General features: G+C 49.9%; 13 protein-coding genes. 7 read left to right on the top strand and 6 right to left on the bottom strand.

Annotated elements, in window-relative coordinates; translation table 11 throughout:
* Positions 1-149: 149 nt before the first annotated feature.
* A complete protein-coding gene (locus tag NDA01_RS13345; protein ID WP_348228311.1) occupies positions 150-1,982 on the top strand; it encodes an EamA family transporter in 1,833 nt (610 codons plus the stop codon).
* Between the two features lie 37 nt (positions 1,983-2,019).
* The gene (locus NDA01_RS13340; protein WP_348228310.1) at positions 2,020-3,288 is read left to right on the top strand and encodes an inorganic phosphate transporter; all 1,269 of its coding nucleotides are present in this window, start codon (positions 2,020-2,022) and stop codon (positions 3,286-3,288) included.
* A 100-nt stretch (positions 3,289-3,388) separates the two neighbouring features.
* Here NDA01_RS13340 and cutA read toward each other — a convergent pair whose 3' ends face one another.
* Complete coding sequence (cutA, locus tag NDA01_RS13335; protein WP_348228309.1) at positions 3,389-3,721, bottom strand: divalent-cation tolerance protein CutA; 333 nt, start codon at positions 3,719-3,721, stop codon at positions 3,389-3,391.
* 128 nt (positions 3,722-3,849) lie between these two features.
* Here cutA and NDA01_RS13330 point away from each other — a divergent pair, with 128 nt between their 5' ends.
* Positions 3,850-4,557, top strand: coding sequence for a DUF2834 domain-containing protein (locus tag NDA01_RS13330; protein WP_348228308.1), 708 nt, complete (start codon positions 3,850-3,852; stop codon positions 4,555-4,557).
* On the opposite strand, the gene NDA01_RS13325 is transcribed toward NDA01_RS13330, so the two are convergent.
* From NDA01_RS13325 to NDA01_RS13315, 3 genes are all read right to left on the bottom strand, one after another.
* On the bottom strand, positions 4,543-5,445 hold the full coding sequence (locus NDA01_RS13325) for a carbohydrate ABC transporter permease (RefSeq protein ID WP_190559957.1): 903 nt from the start codon (positions 5,443-5,445) through the stop codon (positions 4,543-4,545). The genes NDA01_RS13330 and NDA01_RS13325 overlap by 15 nt on opposite strands.
* 86 nt (positions 5,446-5,531) lie before the next feature.
* Complete coding sequence (locus NDA01_RS13320) at positions 5,532-5,987, bottom strand: hypothetical protein (protein ID WP_190559955.1); 456 nt, start codon at positions 5,985-5,987, stop codon at positions 5,532-5,534.
* A 37-nt stretch (positions 5,988-6,024) separates the two neighbouring features.
* The gene (locus NDA01_RS13315) at positions 6,025-7,806 is read right to left on the bottom strand and encodes an NAD+ synthase (protein WP_348228307.1); all 1,782 of its coding nucleotides are present in this window, start codon (positions 7,804-7,806) and stop codon (positions 6,025-6,027) included.
* Between the two features lie 171 nt (positions 7,807-7,977).
* On the opposite strand from NDA01_RS13315, the gene NDA01_RS13310 reads away from it, so the two are divergent.
* Positions 7,978-8,466 (top strand): hypothetical protein, encoded by a 489-nt coding sequence (locus NDA01_RS13310; RefSeq protein ID WP_348228306.1) that lies wholly within the window; start codon positions 7,978-7,980, stop codon positions 8,464-8,466.
* 18 nt (positions 8,467-8,484) lie between these two features.
* On the opposite strand, the gene priA is transcribed toward NDA01_RS13310, so the two are convergent.
* On the bottom strand, positions 8,485-11,013 hold the full coding sequence (gene priA / locus NDA01_RS13305; RefSeq protein WP_431193398.1) for a primosomal protein N': 2,529 nt from the start codon (positions 11,011-11,013) through the stop codon (positions 8,485-8,487).
* 762 nt (positions 11,014-11,775) lie between these two features.
* Here priA and NDA01_RS13300 point away from each other — a divergent pair.
* The 3 genes from NDA01_RS13300 (at position 11,776) to NDA01_RS13290 (ending at position 14,006) form a co-directional block, all read left to right on the top strand.
* Entirely contained in the window at positions 11,776-13,011 is a 1,236-nt protein-coding gene (locus NDA01_RS13300) for an RNA polymerase sigma factor, RpoD/SigA family (RefSeq protein WP_242024514.1), read from the top strand.
* A 127-nt stretch (positions 13,012-13,138) separates the two neighbouring features.
* Positions 13,139-13,657, top strand: a complete 519-nt coding sequence (locus NDA01_RS13295; RefSeq protein ID WP_348228305.1) for a GNAT family N-acetyltransferase — start codon at positions 13,139-13,141, stop codon at positions 13,655-13,657.
* Positions 13,658-13,799: 142 nt separating this feature from the next.
* A complete protein-coding gene (locus tag NDA01_RS13290; protein WP_348228304.1) occupies positions 13,800-14,006 on the top strand; it encodes a glycogen debranching protein in 207 nt (68 codons plus the stop codon).
* Between the two features lie 173 nt (positions 14,007-14,179).
* On the opposite strand, the gene NDA01_RS13285 is transcribed toward NDA01_RS13290, so the two are convergent.
* Positions 14,180-15,013 carry a nuclease-related domain-containing protein gene (locus NDA01_RS13285; RefSeq protein WP_348228303.1) on the bottom strand — a complete coding sequence of 278 codons (834 nt, stop codon included), beginning with the start codon at positions 15,011-15,013 and terminating at the stop codon, positions 14,180-14,182.
* Positions 15,014-15,016: the final 3 nt, after the last annotated feature.

Genomic DNA, 15,016 nt, shown 5'->3' with positions numbered 1-15,016 from the left:
AAGGCGGTGCGGGCCTGATTTCGGGCGGAGGAGTTCCTGATCAAATTAGACTTAATTTATAAAAAATACTGGGAATACTGACAGAGACGCTGACTCAGTTGTAAGGATAGCGATCGCTCAATGGCCAAGAGGTTAGAGGTTAAACGCTCATGGGGCAACTGAATAACACTCCATCAGAACCGCTCCGCGACCCATTAGCAAGCGCGGAAGCAGGAGAGCCACAGACGGAGCAGACGCTCAAAGCCGTGTCGCAGGACCTGAAGCGCCTGCATCAAGACTTAATTGTGCAGTTTGCTCAAGATATCGCCCGCCTTCAGGCCGAGAAATCTCACTTAATCGAAGATATTGATCAACTGCGCGACCAACACCAGCAGTTGAAAGCTGACAGTCACGAGGTGTTAGGTCAGCGGCAATTTGTTCAGCAGCAGACTTGGGCTAAGCAACTAGCGCAGGCGATCGCGGACCATTGGCAAATCTTTTTGAGGCAGCGACTCAACCAGTCAACTGCTCCAGTTCGTCAGCCTTGGGGACAGGCAACCAACGCTAACCCGTTGAGCCAAGGCAGCCTTGCAACCAATGATGAGATTTCCCAACTGCTGGTGCCTTTAGAGAAAGCTTTTAGCACCACCTTCAAAACTTTGCAGCAGGAGCTAGACAGCCACCAAAGCTGGTTATCACAACAGTTGAACCGGGTGGACAGTCCAGAACAGCAAGGAGAAATCATTTTATCTGCGCTAGTTCAGCGCTTACGCGAGCAACTACAGGCAGGAGAAAACAGTTCTGCTCAACTATTAGCAGGCGATCGCTTCACGCCGTCTCTAGATGCGACTTCAGAAGGGCGATCGCTGACTCAATCTTCGCAAGCAATTAATCTGCCCTTCGAGCCTAGACCGATTTCCAAACCAGAACCTCCCTTAACTGCACCGCTACCCAGTGCTCAGGGTGCTCAGGAGCCTCCCACCGTTTCCCCTCAGGTGAAGCCCCAAGCCAAGCGCCCCTCTCAAGTGCAAGTGGGTTTAATTTTAGTGTTGCTCTCATCTGTGGCGTTATCGTTCCATAACGTCGTGGTCAAAGTCCTGTTTAGGTCTCACGAGGTGCTCGGTTTAGGTCAGATCGGTGGCGTGATTATGCCAGGGCTGGGTAACTCGTTACTGATCTTGTGGATGCGGATGTTGATTGTTGTGCCTTTACTGGCTCTACTGGCACCCGTGCTGTATCCCCCCATGTGGCGTGACATTAAACGGTTTTTGCTAGCACCCGATCGGCGGCCTTTGAGGAATGTTGTGGGGAGTGGGGGGTTTTTGTTTCTGTCGCAAGTGCTGATCTACACGGCTCTGGCTCAAATTGCGGCTGGCACTGCGATCACCATTTTCTTTATCTATCCCACCATTACCGTGTTGCTTGCTTGGAAGATTTTTGGCGATCGCCCCACTGTATTTCGCTTAGTGGTCATGGCAGTGATTTGCTCTGGCGGTGTTTTAGCCTTACCCCAAGTTACAGGCCCCGCAACCGGTAATCTCTGGCTAGGAAGCGTTGCCGCTGCCGCCTCTGGATTTGCCTTTGCTGGCTATGTGATTTTGACTGGGTTGTGTACCCGTATGCTAAATCCGGTACCTGTCAGCCTGATTCAATTCGTCACAATTTTTGTTCTCTCCAGCGTCGTTTTGATGTTCCCGGCTCAAGCGCTGACTGTCAAGATTCAGCCAGCTATGTGGCCTGGTTTCATGCTGGGCTGTTTAGTTTTAGGCGCTGCTACTCTACTGGGCTACCTCTTTACTAACATTGGTATTCGCTTAATTGGTGCCGCTCCTGCCTCGATTATTAGTGCCACAGGGCCTGCATTCACCGCTATCCTCGCTTGGTTGATTATTCAAGACCAACTGGAAAGCCGCCAGTGGTTTGGCGTGCTGTTAGTCACGCTAGGAGTAGCAGGTTTGAATTTAGAACGGCTGCGAGGACAGCTGAAACCGAAGTCCAGCTAGTAGAATGCTTGGCATATAGCCTGGATCTTCGGAGTTCATGTTGCATCAAGCATTCCTACCGCTAGCCCTAACGAGTGGCCTGGCGCTTTATTTAGCCTGGAACCTAGGAGCCAACGATGTAGCCAATTCAATGGGTACTTCCGTGGGTTCAAAAGCTGTCACGCTGCGGCAAGCGCTGGTGATTGCAGGCATTTTGGAGTTTACAGGCGCGGTTTTGTTTGGGCGTAAGGTTGCTGGAACTCTAGCAACGGGGGTAATAAACCCAGAATTATTTGCCACGCAGCCCCAAGTTTTAGTCGCAGGGATGGTGGCAGTTTTACTCAGTTGCGGCCTGTGGTTGCAAATCGCCACGAGTTTAAGTTTGCCTGTGTCTTCCTCCCATGCAGTGGTTGGAGCTTTAGCCGGATTTGGTTGGGTTGCGGTTGGGTCGCAAGCGGTAGACTGGCAAGCCATTGGTTTAATTTCTTTGACTTGGGTGGTTACGCCGCTGATTAGTGGAGCGATCGCCGCCTCGTTCTACGGTTTGGTGAAGCGTTGGATTCTCGATCAACCCAATGCGATGCAGAGCTTATATGAATGGATTCCTTGGTTGAGTGCGGCTTTGTTCAGTGTGTTTGGGGTGATTGTGTTGCCATCCCTGAGTCAACCCATTCAGCAGTTTTTCGCGATTCAGTTAGGTGTGACGCTGCCCCAGCACGATATTCCATTGCTGTTAGGCGCGATCGCCACGATGGGATTAACTTGGGTGAGTTGGCAACAACTCGCTGAGCGTGGGCAGCAGGATGATGCTAGCAACCCGGTAGAGCGGCAACTTGGGCAATTTCAAGTGTTGAGTGCTTGCTTTGTCGCTTTTGCTCACGGCTCTAATGATGTGGGAAATGCCGTCGCTCCTTTGGCTGCGATCGCCTACATCCAGCAAACGGGTACAGTCCCGACTGAGGATTTTAGTGTTCCTATTTGGATTTTGATCCTAGGTGGCGCAGGCATTGTGGGAGGGTTGGCCGTTTGGGGCAAAAAGGTGATTGCCACGATTGGTGAAGGCATCACAGCTTTGCAGCCGAGTGGAGGATTTTGTGCTGAACTCGCCACCGCGGCAACCGTTCTGTTGGCATCTCGTGCTGGTTTGCCTGTCTCTACTTCTCATGCCCTGGTTGGGGGAGTGGTCGGCGTTGGTTTAGTGAAAAGTTGGCAAGCCGTGAAATTCGCCACCTTACGGGAGATTGGTCTTGCCTGGTTGGTCACTATTCCGATTGCAGCGGTGCTGTCAGCCCTGCTCTTTGCTGGCATTCGCCTGCTGTGGTTATAAAAGCGATCGCTTCAGTGCAACCGATCCAGCTGACCAAAACATGAGATTGGCCGTAATCAAAACGCTGCTCCTGCGGCCCAGGCTACAGTTGATTAATAACCTATCTGCGTACTTGCTCACCTAACCACTGAAGATAGGCTGGAGAACCTGCCACGATCGGCAAGGCAATAATTTCTGGCACGTCGTAGGAATGCACTTCCTGAACCTTAGCGACCAAAGCTGCAAATTGCGCTAAATCTGTTTTGATGAAAAGTTGCCATTCTTGGTCTTTGTGGACTTGCCCCTGCCAGGTGTAAATCGAGTGGATAGGGGTGAAACTGACACAGGCCGCTAGCTTCGCTGTAATCAAAGCTTCTGCGATCGCCTCTGCTTCGGCTTGGGAGGTGGCTGTCACTAAAACAACTCCATAGCCATCGGTCGCTTCTAGTTCCATACTTGACCTCCCACTCAACTTCTGATTTAACTTTCGATTTGACTTCAGGCAGACGTAGCCCGCTGCGTTTCTACTTTAGACTGAGCGGACATCAATGAACTAAGCGCTACTTTAGGCGCTTTTCGGTCATGGTTAGAAAGATTTTGCTGTGGTGGATTTGGGCGGGGTTTGTCGTTTATACCATCCGCTTGGCACCGCTTGATCAACCTGATACTTGGGCGATCGCCCACAAGTTGTTCACGCTTCAGTGGACAGACTTGAATACTTATCTTGTGGTGATCTTCTGGCTCATGGGAGTGTGGCCCATGATTTACGCCTGCCTGATGTTTGCCGATGGTCGGATGCAATCGCTCCCGGCGTGGCCTTACTTTCTCGGCTCCAACGGGACAGGGGTGCTGTGTTTGCTGCCCTACTTAGGGTTGCGGCAGCCGAATCAAGAGTTTTCTGGGCCTAAAGATGCCTGGCTACGAACGTTAGATTCTCGCTCTATGGGAATTGGTTTAACGGTTTGCGCGATCGCTTTGATTGCCTATGCGCTGCTAGTAGGAGATTGGGGAAACTTTGTACAGGAATGGCAAACGAGGTCTTTTGTACACTTGATCGCCATTGATTTTTGCCTAATGTGCCTGATTTTTCCGCTCTCGACCTTGTTGAACGATGACATGGCGCGTCGGGGTCTGCATAGCCCGCAGCTTTTTTGGCTAGCCGCTCTGGTACCTTTGTTTGGGCCTTTGCTCTACCTTTGCTTGCGACCTCCTCTACCCGAATTGAACCCAACATCATCGCCTCCTGCACCACCAACCGCAGGCGTTACTTACGACTCAACTCACGGCTGATTCTTGGCCCCCAATCCAGAGGCGCACAAGAGATAAGCTCAGAATGATCAAAAACAGGACTAGCCCAATTGTGCAGGCGTAGCTCATCTCTAAGTCTTGAAAGGCTTGCTCGTAGAGGTAATACACAATTGTTTTAGAGCTATTGCGGGGTCCTCCTTGGGTCATGATGTAAATTTCTTCAAAGACCTTAGTGGCTGAGATTGAAGAAATCACCGCCACGAGAAATAAGTAGGGCTGCATCAAGGGAACCGTGATATCCCAATGTTTTTTGATGCCATCGGAGCCATCGATCGCGGCGGCTTCATATAAGTCTGCCGGAATTGATTGCAGACCCGCCAGATAAATCACCATGTAGTAGCCCAACCCTTTCCAAATCGTCACTGCCATGACGCTAAACAAGGCAAATCGAGGACTGGTTAACCAAGGAATGCCTTCTGCCATCCCGAACGCCTTGAGAAATTGATTCAGCAGGCCATTGTCGGCGTATAGCCAACGCCAAGCAATCCCAGCCACGACCATCGAGATGACGACAGGTGTATAGAAAGCCACCCGAAACCAACGAATGCCGCGCAGCTTTTGGTTAACTAAAATCGCTAAACCGAGAGGTGCTATGACTAAAATTGGCACCACGCATACTAAGTAAAGCACTGTATTGCGGAGCGTTTGCCAAAACACCGGATCAGCCCAGAGACGCTCTAGGTTGCTGAATCCAGCCCATTGAGGAGTTTGGGTGAGGTCGTACTCGAAGCGGGTAAAACTGAGGTAAAACGCCTGTAGCGCAGGCCAAAAAACTGTTAGAGCCAAGACAATCAGCGCTGGCAACAGAAATAAGTAAGGAGTGAGCTGTTGTCTGAGAAAAACGCCATCTTTAGAAATTAATTTCTGCATTGCGGCTCAGAGAATGCGGCGAGAGAAATGGGAAGGACAAGAACAGTGCTTCGACTTTCATTATCGGTTCTGCCTGTCACTGCCAATCAAGGTTGAGCCCGAAAACTGTTGGTAATGTTGGTGCGAATTCTTTGTAGCTCTGCTTGGCTGACATCCCGACTGCTGACCAGGACTAAGACGCGATCGCCCAACTCGGAGCAAATCATGAACACCGAAATATTTAACTTGGAGTTGACATCGCCGTAAGTCAGGGTGCCGTCTGAGGCAACGCGAACAAAGCGCTGAGCTAGCAAAAATTGTCGGGTTCTACTCAAACAAGCAGTTTGGGTAGTCACTCTGGAGGGCAACCATTCCGACCAAGCTCCTCCTAGCCCACCTGCGGTTCCGGGAGCAGCCCAGAACAGATTTATATTGCTTCCTAACAAAGCTGCGATCGCCCAACTCGTTCGTAAAGATGCAGTGCAGGCCAAGGAAATGTAGGACTGGAGCGATCGTTGAGTCCAGCGAATTAGTAAATTATGTCTCAGACCAAGCGAAGTCATTAATTTGCAATTTGCGGTTGATTATTTTGTGAAAGGCTTACTGCTTAGGTGCTTCTGCCATAGAAGCCAATGCGGCAGTTGGAGTACTCGCCGCGACCCAACGACTAGCGATCGGCATCCGCCATCCGGTACCAAAAGCGCGATCGGTAATCTTGATCCCTGGAGGAGCTTGGCGGCGCTTGAACTCAGACCTTGTCACCATTTTGACCACGCGATCGACCACGGCAGCATCATGACCAGCAGCTACGATCGCATCGGGAGGCTGGTGCTCATGAATAAAGCGATCAAGAATGTCGTCGAGAATGTCGTAGGGCGGTAAAGAATCTTGGTCTACTTGTCCTGGCTTGAGTTCGGCGCTGGGTGGTTTGGTGAGGATGTGAGTCGGGATCAGTTCGGATTTTGGATTTTGGATTTTGGACGTGAGATTCAAAAATTGATGGGCTTCACAAGGAGAGTTCAGCCATTCACAGAGGGCGTAAACGCAGGTTTTGGGCACATCTGCGATCGCGGCCAATCCACCGTTCATATCGCCGTAAAGGGTGCAGTAGCCCACCGCCATTTCGGATTTGTTGCCCGTCGAGAGCAGCAGATGACCGAATTTATTAGCGATCGCCATCAACAAGTTGCCCCGAATCCGAGACTGGATGTTTTCTTCGGCAATGCCAGGATCAGTACCAGCAAATAAGTCTGCTAATCCTTGATCGTAATCCTGCATTAAATTTCCGATCGGCAGTGTATGACTTTTGATCCCCAGTTTGTCGGCTAAATCTAAGGCATCCGTAATGGAGTGCTCGGAACTATGGGGTGAGGGCATCAGCACACCAAAAACATTTTCTGGCCCCAATGCTTCTGCTGCGATCGCGGCTACCAATGAGGAGTCAATGCCACCGCTCAGACCCAATACCACCTGCGAAAAGCCACACTTGCGGGCATAGTCTTGAACCCCTAGAACGAGAGCGGACCAAATTTCTGCCATTTCGGAACTGGGGTGAGGGGCGATCGCAGCAGGAGAAGCATCCAGCGCTCTTAAATCTTGCTGTTCTGCGTCATACTCCAGTAACACTAGGTCACTAGAGAATCCCTGAGCCTGGGCAATTAGCTCTCCTCGGCGATTCAGCACAAAACTGTTGCCATCAAAAATTAAGTCATCATTGCCACCAACTTGATTGACATAGATAATCGGCTGCTGATAGCGAGTGGCGCTATGTTGCAACATAGCTTGGCGGGTTTTGCGTTTGCCAACGCTGTAGGGGGAAGCAGAGAGGTTAATGGTGAAAGCCACACCTGCTTGAGCTAAATCAGCGATCGGGTTGGTCGTGTAGCTGCGCTTGCCCCAAAATTCTTCATCATTCCAGAGGTCTTCGCAAATGGTCACGCCCACATGCAGGGAGTCCAGGTGAAAGTGATTGATTTGACGACCTGGCTCGAAGTAGCGGTCCTCATCAAACACGTCATAAGTAGGTAACAGCCGCTTGTGAAAAATCTGGCGTACCTGTTGCTGCTCTAAAAGCGCGGTGCTATTGAATAACGGCTTGCCACCTTCTTCGAGCGATCGCTCATTCCACTCCACCGTCCCCACTAAAGCGGCTAATCCGGGTGGTAGATCCTGGGCCAACTGCCGCAACACTCGTTGCATTGTTTCTAGAAAGCTGGGATCTAACAGCAAGTCGCGGGGTGGGTAGCCACACAACGACAGTTCTGGGGTCAGGAGTAAACGCGCACCTTGGGCTGCTGCTGCTTGGGCTGCTGCCAGAATCCGCTGAGCATTCCCGGTCAAATCGCCAATGGTGGGATTAAGTTGAGCGATCGCAATTTTCATCTACAGATTGCTGAAATCTTTTGGAGCTGAGCTGTTTTCAGTTTAAATGAGTTGCCAGATTAGTTCTGGTTCAGGGTGATCAGATCGAGGCGTAACTTGGCTTCAGCTTATCCGCGCTACAGTTGCGATGTATATAGTGTGGTATTTGGTTCGCTTCCCCCCAAATAGGCAATGGAACTCAACCGTTTGCTCTACGAAAAATCAGTTCCTGACAAAGGTCATTTGATTATTCCATTTGTCTTTGGCATGGTGGACAAAGCTTACATCTACTCCTATAGCCTGCTAGCGGAGGTCGGACACAAAAGCGAATTCCACCAAGCAGAAAATCCAGCTCAGATGTACTCTAGTCACCTAGATGAAATTATTCGCATTGCTCAAGAGCATTTAGCCGAAAACTCTCTGTATGAAAGCAGCCTAGAGAGCTTTAAGCATCGCTATACCTACTGCCATAACCTGATTATTGTCTCTGAAATGGCAGGTAAATATTTCTACGATCACTATCCCCCCAACCGACTCAACAACATCGCTGCCCCCAGAATCTTTTCTAGTGAATCTGAGTGCATCAGCTGGGTGAAACAAGGTTTAGATCAGTCTCGATCCAGCCCCAAACCAGAACTAACTACAGAAATTGTAGAGCCTGGTTTGTCACCACCTGATTAATATTTGACAGAGCTGAATTTAGAGCAAGTTTAGCGGATCAACATCGACGGTCATGCTGACGTTGGGTGGGCAGAGCGATCGCAACTCATTCCAGTCTGGCAACTCCACTGCTCGATTCAGCGGCAACTTCAGTAGCACTTGCCAACGATACCGCCGCGCTACCCGCAAGATACTCGCTGGCGCTGGCCCCAGTAATTCATAGCCTGACTCTGCTTGTTGAGGCGCGAGCACCGCAGCAATGCGTTTGGCTGTTTTCTGGACTGCTAGTGGGTCGGGACTGCTAAATTTCAGCAGTGCCAGTCGATTGTGAGGCGGAAATCGTAAGGTTTGTCGTTGCAGTAACTCGGCGCTGACAAATGGCTCGTATTCGTGCCGTTGCACCGCTTCCACCACAAAATGCTCCGGCGAATAGGTTTGAATAATCACCTGTCCGGGTTCATCGCCTCGACCTGCGCGACCTGCGACTTGGGTCAGGGTCTGAAAAGCTCGTTCACTGGCACGAAAGTCTGGTAAGTGCAACAAGCCATCTGCTGCGATCACACCCACTAGCGTTACTTGAGGTAAGTCAATTCCTTTAGTCAGCATCTGTGTGCCCACTAACAAATCTGCGTCTCCTTGAGCGAATTGGGTCAGTAAAGCTCGGTGCGATCCTTTGGTGCGGGTGGTATCGCTATCAAACCGCAGACAGCGCAGGTCAGGTAAGTGCTTTGCCAGTTCTTGCGTGACTCGTTGGGTGCCACTGCCAAAGAATTTGAGGTAAGGGGAGCTACATTCCGGGCATTGAGGCGGATGGATAGCTGTATGGTTGCAGTAGTGGCAGCGCAGGAGTTGAGTCGCCTCAGCGTGGGTGTGATGGTAAGACAAGGAGACATCACAGTTGGGGCAATCCACCACATAGCCGCAACTACGGCAGGAGACAAAGGTGCTGTGTCCTCGGCGATGGATAAATAAAATTCCCTGTTGGCCTCGTTCTTGAAGTCGTTCTAGGGCTACCTGCAAAGCACGACTGAAAATGGTGCGGTTCCCCTGCTGAAATTCCTGCCGCATATCAACGACTTCAATCGGTGGCAGAGGCCGCGATCGCACGCGACTAGGCAAAGACAAGTAATGCGGTGCGGGCGGGTTAACGTCTTGGTTAGATTTGGCACTGACCCAAGTTTCAATCGAAGGAGTGGCGGAACCTAAGATCAAAGGGCAGTTGACTAACTCAGCTCGCCATTGAGCCACAGTGCGCGCATGGTAGCAGGGAGCAGGTTGGTCTTGCTTAAAGCTGGAGTCGTGTTCCTCATCTAAGATAATCAGGCCGAGCTGCGGCAATGGCGCAAACACCGCCGATCGCGTCCCAATTACCACTTGGGGGCTACCGCTAAGCATTTGCCGCCAAGTATCGTACCGCTCCCCCTCCGAGAGGGCGCTGTGGTAAACACAAACCTTGCTGCCAAACCTAGCGCGGAAGCGATCGGTGAGCTGAGGCGTTAAACCAATTTCTGGCACCAACACCAACGCTGACTGACCACGTTGCAGGACGGGGGCGATCGCCTGAAGATAAACCTCGGTCTTACCGGAACCCGTCACTCCATGCAGTAATACCTGGGCAAAGCCAGAGAGTGAAGTGATAGTCGCGAGGGCTTGGGCTTGGTCGGGGGTGAGTTCCTTAGGTTGATCGGGGGCGATCGTGACCCCTGCTTCAGCCCGTAAAATTTCGCGCGGCTGAATAACAATGCAACCTTTTTTAGCTAAGGTTTGCACCGTACCAGAACTAGTCCGACAAAGCTGGAGGAGATCACTGAGCCACAGATCCCCTCCTTCTCGCTGAAGGGCTTGAATAATTTCTTGTTGGCGTGGGCTCAGGCTGCCTTCTAGATGGCTAGCCGCCACTAAAGTAACCGCTTGACGTAGCTTCGGACGCACTGTGGCAGGAGGTTCCAGGTAACTCTCGATCCAGCCTTGCTTCAGCAGTTCTCGCAGTCCGCGATCGGCACCTGGAATTTTTTGCTGGAGATACTGCCAAGTGTAGTTACCCTGCTTTTGAGCTTGGAGCCTGCTTAAAACTTGCTGCGCGACTGAACTTAATCCGCTGGGATCAATTCCATCTAAAGCTTTTAGCTCAATTAGTCGGACTCGTCGTTGCGATCGCCCTAACAAACCAGGCGGCAGAGCCACTCGAATCACTGCCATCAGCGAAGTGCAGTAGTAGTCAGCAACTTGGTTCAGCAGAGTCCAATAGGTAGCCGGAAAGAAACCTGTGCTGACCACCTCTTCTACCTCTCTAACCTGAGTTGGAGGTAGATCTGGAGGCAGCTGAGCTAAAAGGTGAATTGCGATCGCACCGACTTGTTGAGCCCCAAACGGCACTGTCAGAATATCCCCCGCCTGCACCGTCAAATCAGGCGGCAAGGCATAAGTGAAAAGCCCTTGGGCTCCAGGGCAGTCTACTAAAACTTCAACCCAGGAAAAGGTGGCAAAACGATAAGAGTCATTGATCCCAGACTCAGCCAATAGGGGAGTAGCAAGACTAAGACTGGAATCAAACATACGAGAACGCATCCCAACTGCAAAGGCCCGAGACGACCCGTAAAATCGCTCTGTCTCATTTTCGCCTAACTTCCTCGATCCAGAAGAAGCCAGCCTGAGTTTGTCCTAAATTCTTTGCTCAAGCGGCAAATCAAGAGATTTAACGCTCAAAACTATAAAGCTAATTGCTGAGTTCGTATTAATCAACTGGTAGATAAAATTAATATTAAATAAGAAAGATTTTCTGCGATTCAGACTTCAATCTAAGGAGCATAGGGCATTTCTCCCCAACGGTAGAGAAGGATGTTTTTGCCAATATGAGATCCTGTTGTTACAGAAAAGTTGATCAATCCAACTTTAAAACTAAAAAAGTTAAATGATTTTATCGCACCTACTGGCTATTCTTTTAGGTACTAGTGCTTTTTCTGACTAGTCACTACGGATATCAGTACCCCGCTTGACAGAACAGGGTGCTTCCAGAGACTGCGAAATAAGGGTTTGCGAGTTGATTTCCCCATCAGCTTCAGAAGACCTAGGTTGACTTTTTAACACTCGTACTAGAGAAGAAAGTGCTGAAAATTATTTTTGGCCAACTTTATTCTCGAAGTACCTAATATTCCAACTGGAGCAATTTGTCTCTGGTAATTTACGTACCCTATTTCAAAACTGGAATCAAATATCACTTATATGGTTGTTCTTGGATTCAGTCTGAGTGAATGAAGCGCTTTAGCCGCCTTAAAAGCTTAAATCTTAGCCCCAAAGAGAACACTGCTAAGCCAAGTGCTACCTCGTTATATGTATCCACCCAATAGCCTCTCTAACCCAGACACCCAGTTAGATTTTGATATGCGCTTTTCTGAGTTTGACCCTGCCACTACCTTACAAATCGAAACAGAACCTGACTTCACAAGTGTGACGACTTTTGAGGAGGCTGATTTAGCTGGAGGTGAGGTAGAGCCAGGTGTAGCCGATTTGGTCACCCCCGACGCTCTAGATTTAGGGGATAGCAGCCTCTTAGAGTTGGAAGATCCAGATACCACAGTACAAATCGCGACTAGGCTGTCAGGTTATAACAAAACTGTATCGGATGACGCTGTAGGTGCCTTCTTCAAGGAGATGGCTCGCTACCCTCTACTCAAAGCCAACGAAGAAATCGAGCTGGCGCGGCGAGTGCAATATCTCGTTGAAATCGACGAACTGCATGAACGCCTCAGAACTGAATTAGACCGCCATCCTAGCAAGGCAGACTTAGCCGCAGCTCTGGAATTGACAGAACGGCAGCTAGAACACCGTCTCTATCAGAGCCGCGTCGCCAAGCGCAAAATGATTCGCTCAAACTTGCGATTGGTGGTCTCGATCGCCAAACGATACTTGAATCGGGGCGTGCCTTTCCTGGATCTGATTCAAGAAGGTGCTTTGGGTCTGAACCGCGCTACTGAGAAGTTTGATCCTGATAAGGGATACAAGTTTTCTACCTATGCGTACTGGTGGATTCGCCAGGGCATCACTCGGACGATCGCCAATGATGCTCGGACGATTCGTCTTCCGGTGCATGTGGTGGAGAAGCTAAATAAGCTGAAAAAAGTCCACCGTGATCTGAAGCGGGAACTGGGTCGTAACCCTAGTGAAGAAGAAGTAGCAGAAGCTTTAGAAGTCTCACCTCGGCAACTCCGGGAGCTGCAACAGGTACGGCGGCGATCGCTCTCCCTTAATCATCGTGTCGGTAAAGGCGAAGACACCGAGCTGATGGATCTGCTAGAAGATGGCAACACTCAATCGCCAGAAGCGCAGATCAGTGAAGTGATGATGAGCCAAGATATCTGGGAAGTGTTGGCCGATGTGCTGACCCAGAGAGAGAAGGATATTATCTCTCTACGCTATGGCTTGGCCACCGGAGAACCTTGCACCCTGGAAGAAGTTGGTGGTTTATTTAACCTTTCACGAGAACGGGTGCGCCAAATTCAGAGCAAGGCGATGCGGAAACTGCGCCGTCCTCAGGTGGCTGCACGGTTGAAAGGTTGGCTGAAATAGACCTAACCCCTAGCCCCTTCCCTGCCAGGGAAGGGGAATAAGATTCAACAGCTACGGTAGGCTAGAGCGAGGGCCTTTTGGTGTTGGCTAAGTTGCCCTTGAGTTGTTTAGCCCGTTTCGCATCCTTATGGCAGTGTCTACTTCTCCCTGCGTGGTGCGTCCTGCGATCGCCGCCGATGTCCCGACTATTTTTGCCTTGATTCAAGCCTTGGCGGAGTACGAGAAGCTATCTCATGAGGTGGTCGGAAGTCCAGCAGCTTTAGAGTCGCATCTGTTTGGCGATCGCCCCTATGCAGAAGCAATTGTGGCGGAGGTGGCAGGTCAAGGCGTGGGGTTTGCGCTGTTTTTTCACAACTATTCCACTTTTCTAACTCAGCCGGGAATTTACCTGGAAGACTTGGTTGTGCTGCCAGAGTACCGAGGGCAAGGAATTGGCAAAGCGTTACTAACTTACCTAGCTCAACTTGCAGTGACTCGAAACTGTGGTCGTCTAGAGTGGAGTGTTTTAGATTGGAATGCTCCAGCGATCGCGTTTTATGAACGGATGGGAGCCGATGTTCTACCCGATTGGCGTACTTGTCGCGTTACGGGTCAGTCATTAGCGAATTTGGCCGCGATCGCCTCTGCTACAACTCCATCCAGTTAGGCGCAACAAGTTTTGGTACTTGGCCTTATAGATTCTGGGAAATTGTTAAAAAGGATACGATTTTTCTTGCTCTGAACCGTCTTGTCCTGTAGAAATTTCTTTTAGATAGAATAGTAAACCCAAAGCTTGGAGACACGACGCTATGACAATTTGGGTAAACGAACAGATTGATCCCTCTGGCATTCTTTACTCTTGCATCGCTTCTTGCAGTGAAGATCACGCGAAAGATTGCCATGAGTCGTTTGAGAGTAACCTCACAGAAACCCAAAAACAAGCAGGCTGGGTTGCAACCATGCGGACGGTTAATTCTTGGGATGAAGTTCCTGCGAGTGCTTTAAAGCTGAACTAACGGCCTCAAGGATTTGTGTGAAATAGCGTAGATGTGCCACAACTGGCGCACTCTGCGAAAAACTGTTTGCCACTTTTGCGAATTTTCGCTTTGACATTGCAAGCAGGGCAAACCGCCTTAATTGAGTTATTGCCGCTACATTCAGAGCATTTTAAGTAGTAGCCATATTTGCCCTACTCGACCGACAAGCTGGAACTGTGGCAATGTTGGCAGCTTTGAGCTTGAGAAGCCACGACCTCTTTAGGTTGTGGCGATAAACGAGGTTTTGGTATGGAGGTAGCTGCCTGAGCGGGCGAAGCAAGCTGAGAAATTTTGAGCTTTGGCGTTTCTACTAAAAGTGGTTCAGAAATGGGTTGAACTAAAGGCCGATGGTGCTGAACTAAGAAGTCAACTATCTTAGACAGTTCTTCGTCATTGAACCAGTAGCCTGCATCTTTAAGATTGAGGCTAAACAGGCTGTTGGCTTTTCGATATTTTTCAACGATTGCCTGTACTCGCTCTACAACTTGATCAGCCTTAGCGATCTCTTCTAAAGTCATTCCTTCAGGGCGCTTGATCATGCCAGAGTCAGAAATTGCAACGAGAACATCTAGGCCCATGCCACCAAAGTAAGTTTGTAACCCTAAAATTTTTCCTCGTAGTCTATCTGCATGGTCATTCAGGTATTTCTTCAGAAAGTCTGCTTGTCTACGAGCTTGCTGAATGGGAGATGGCATTCCTTGAGGACTGCCGTTGAACCAACGAATCCATTCACTGTGTTGATTCACTTCAACTTGCTCTGAAACACTTTTACTTTCAATAATTACGACTCCATGTCGGTGCAGGATCAAATGGTCAATTTGAGCCGCATCATCGCCTTGCTCCAGACGCAAATCATTGAACACATAAAGCTTTTGCTCATCGCTAAAGGCGCGGCGTAGGTAGAATGCCATTTGCTCCTCGGCTGTACGCCCTGCCTTAGCAAACTTATTTTGGGAGACAAAAGCATCCAATTCTTTGACAATCATTGG

Source organism: Trichocoleus desertorum AS-A10, from assembly GCF_039962155.1.
GTDB lineage: Bacteria > Cyanobacteriota > Cyanobacteriia > FACHB-46 > FACHB-46 > Trichocoleus.
Note: the sequence above shows the minus strand (reverse complement) of the source record. Positions and strands in the feature narration are given on the sequence as shown.

Excerpts from the sequence above, each read along its gene's own strand:
- NDA01_RS13345 (WP_348228311.1), top strand. The coding sequence starts at position 150 with ATGGGGCAACTGAATAACACTCCATCAGAACCGCTCCGCGACCCATTA.
- NDA01_RS13340 (WP_348228310.1), top strand. The coding sequence starts at position 2,020 with ATGTTGCATCAAGCATTCCTACCGCTAGCCCTAACGAGTGGCCTGGCG.
- cutA (WP_348228309.1), bottom strand. The coding sequence starts at position 3,721 with ATGGAACTAGAAGCGACCGATGGCTATGGAGTTGTTTTAGTGACAGCC.
- NDA01_RS13330 (WP_348228308.1), top strand. The coding sequence starts at position 3,850 with ATGGTTAGAAAGATTTTGCTGTGGTGGATTTGGGCGGGGTTTGTCGTT.
- NDA01_RS13325 (WP_190559957.1), bottom strand. The coding sequence starts at position 5,445 with ATGCAGAAATTAATTTCTAAAGATGGCGTTTTTCTCAGACAACAGCTC.
- NDA01_RS13320 (WP_190559955.1), bottom strand. The coding sequence starts at position 5,987 with ATGACTTCGCTTGGTCTGAGACATAATTTACTAATTCGCTGGACTCAA.
- NDA01_RS13315 (WP_348228307.1), bottom strand. The coding sequence starts at position 7,806 with ATGAAAATTGCGATCGCTCAACTTAATCCCACCATTGGCGATTTGACC.
- NDA01_RS13310 (WP_348228306.1), top strand. The coding sequence starts at position 7,978 with ATGGAACTCAACCGTTTGCTCTACGAAAAATCAGTTCCTGACAAAGGT.
- priA (WP_431193398.1), bottom strand. The coding sequence starts at position 11,013 with ATGCGTTCTCGTATGTTTGATTCCAGTCTTAGTCTTGCTACTCCCCTA.
- NDA01_RS13300 (WP_242024514.1), top strand. The coding sequence starts at position 11,776 with ATGTATCCACCCAATAGCCTCTCTAACCCAGACACCCAGTTAGATTTT.
- NDA01_RS13295 (WP_348228305.1), top strand. The coding sequence starts at position 13,139 with ATGGCAGTGTCTACTTCTCCCTGCGTGGTGCGTCCTGCGATCGCCGCC.
- NDA01_RS13290 (WP_348228304.1), top strand. The coding sequence starts at position 13,800 with ATGACAATTTGGGTAAACGAACAGATTGATCCCTCTGGCATTCTTTAC.
- NDA01_RS13285 (WP_348228303.1), bottom strand. The coding sequence starts at position 15,013 with ATGATTGTCAAAGAATTGGATGCTTTTGTCTCCCAAAATAAGTTTGCT.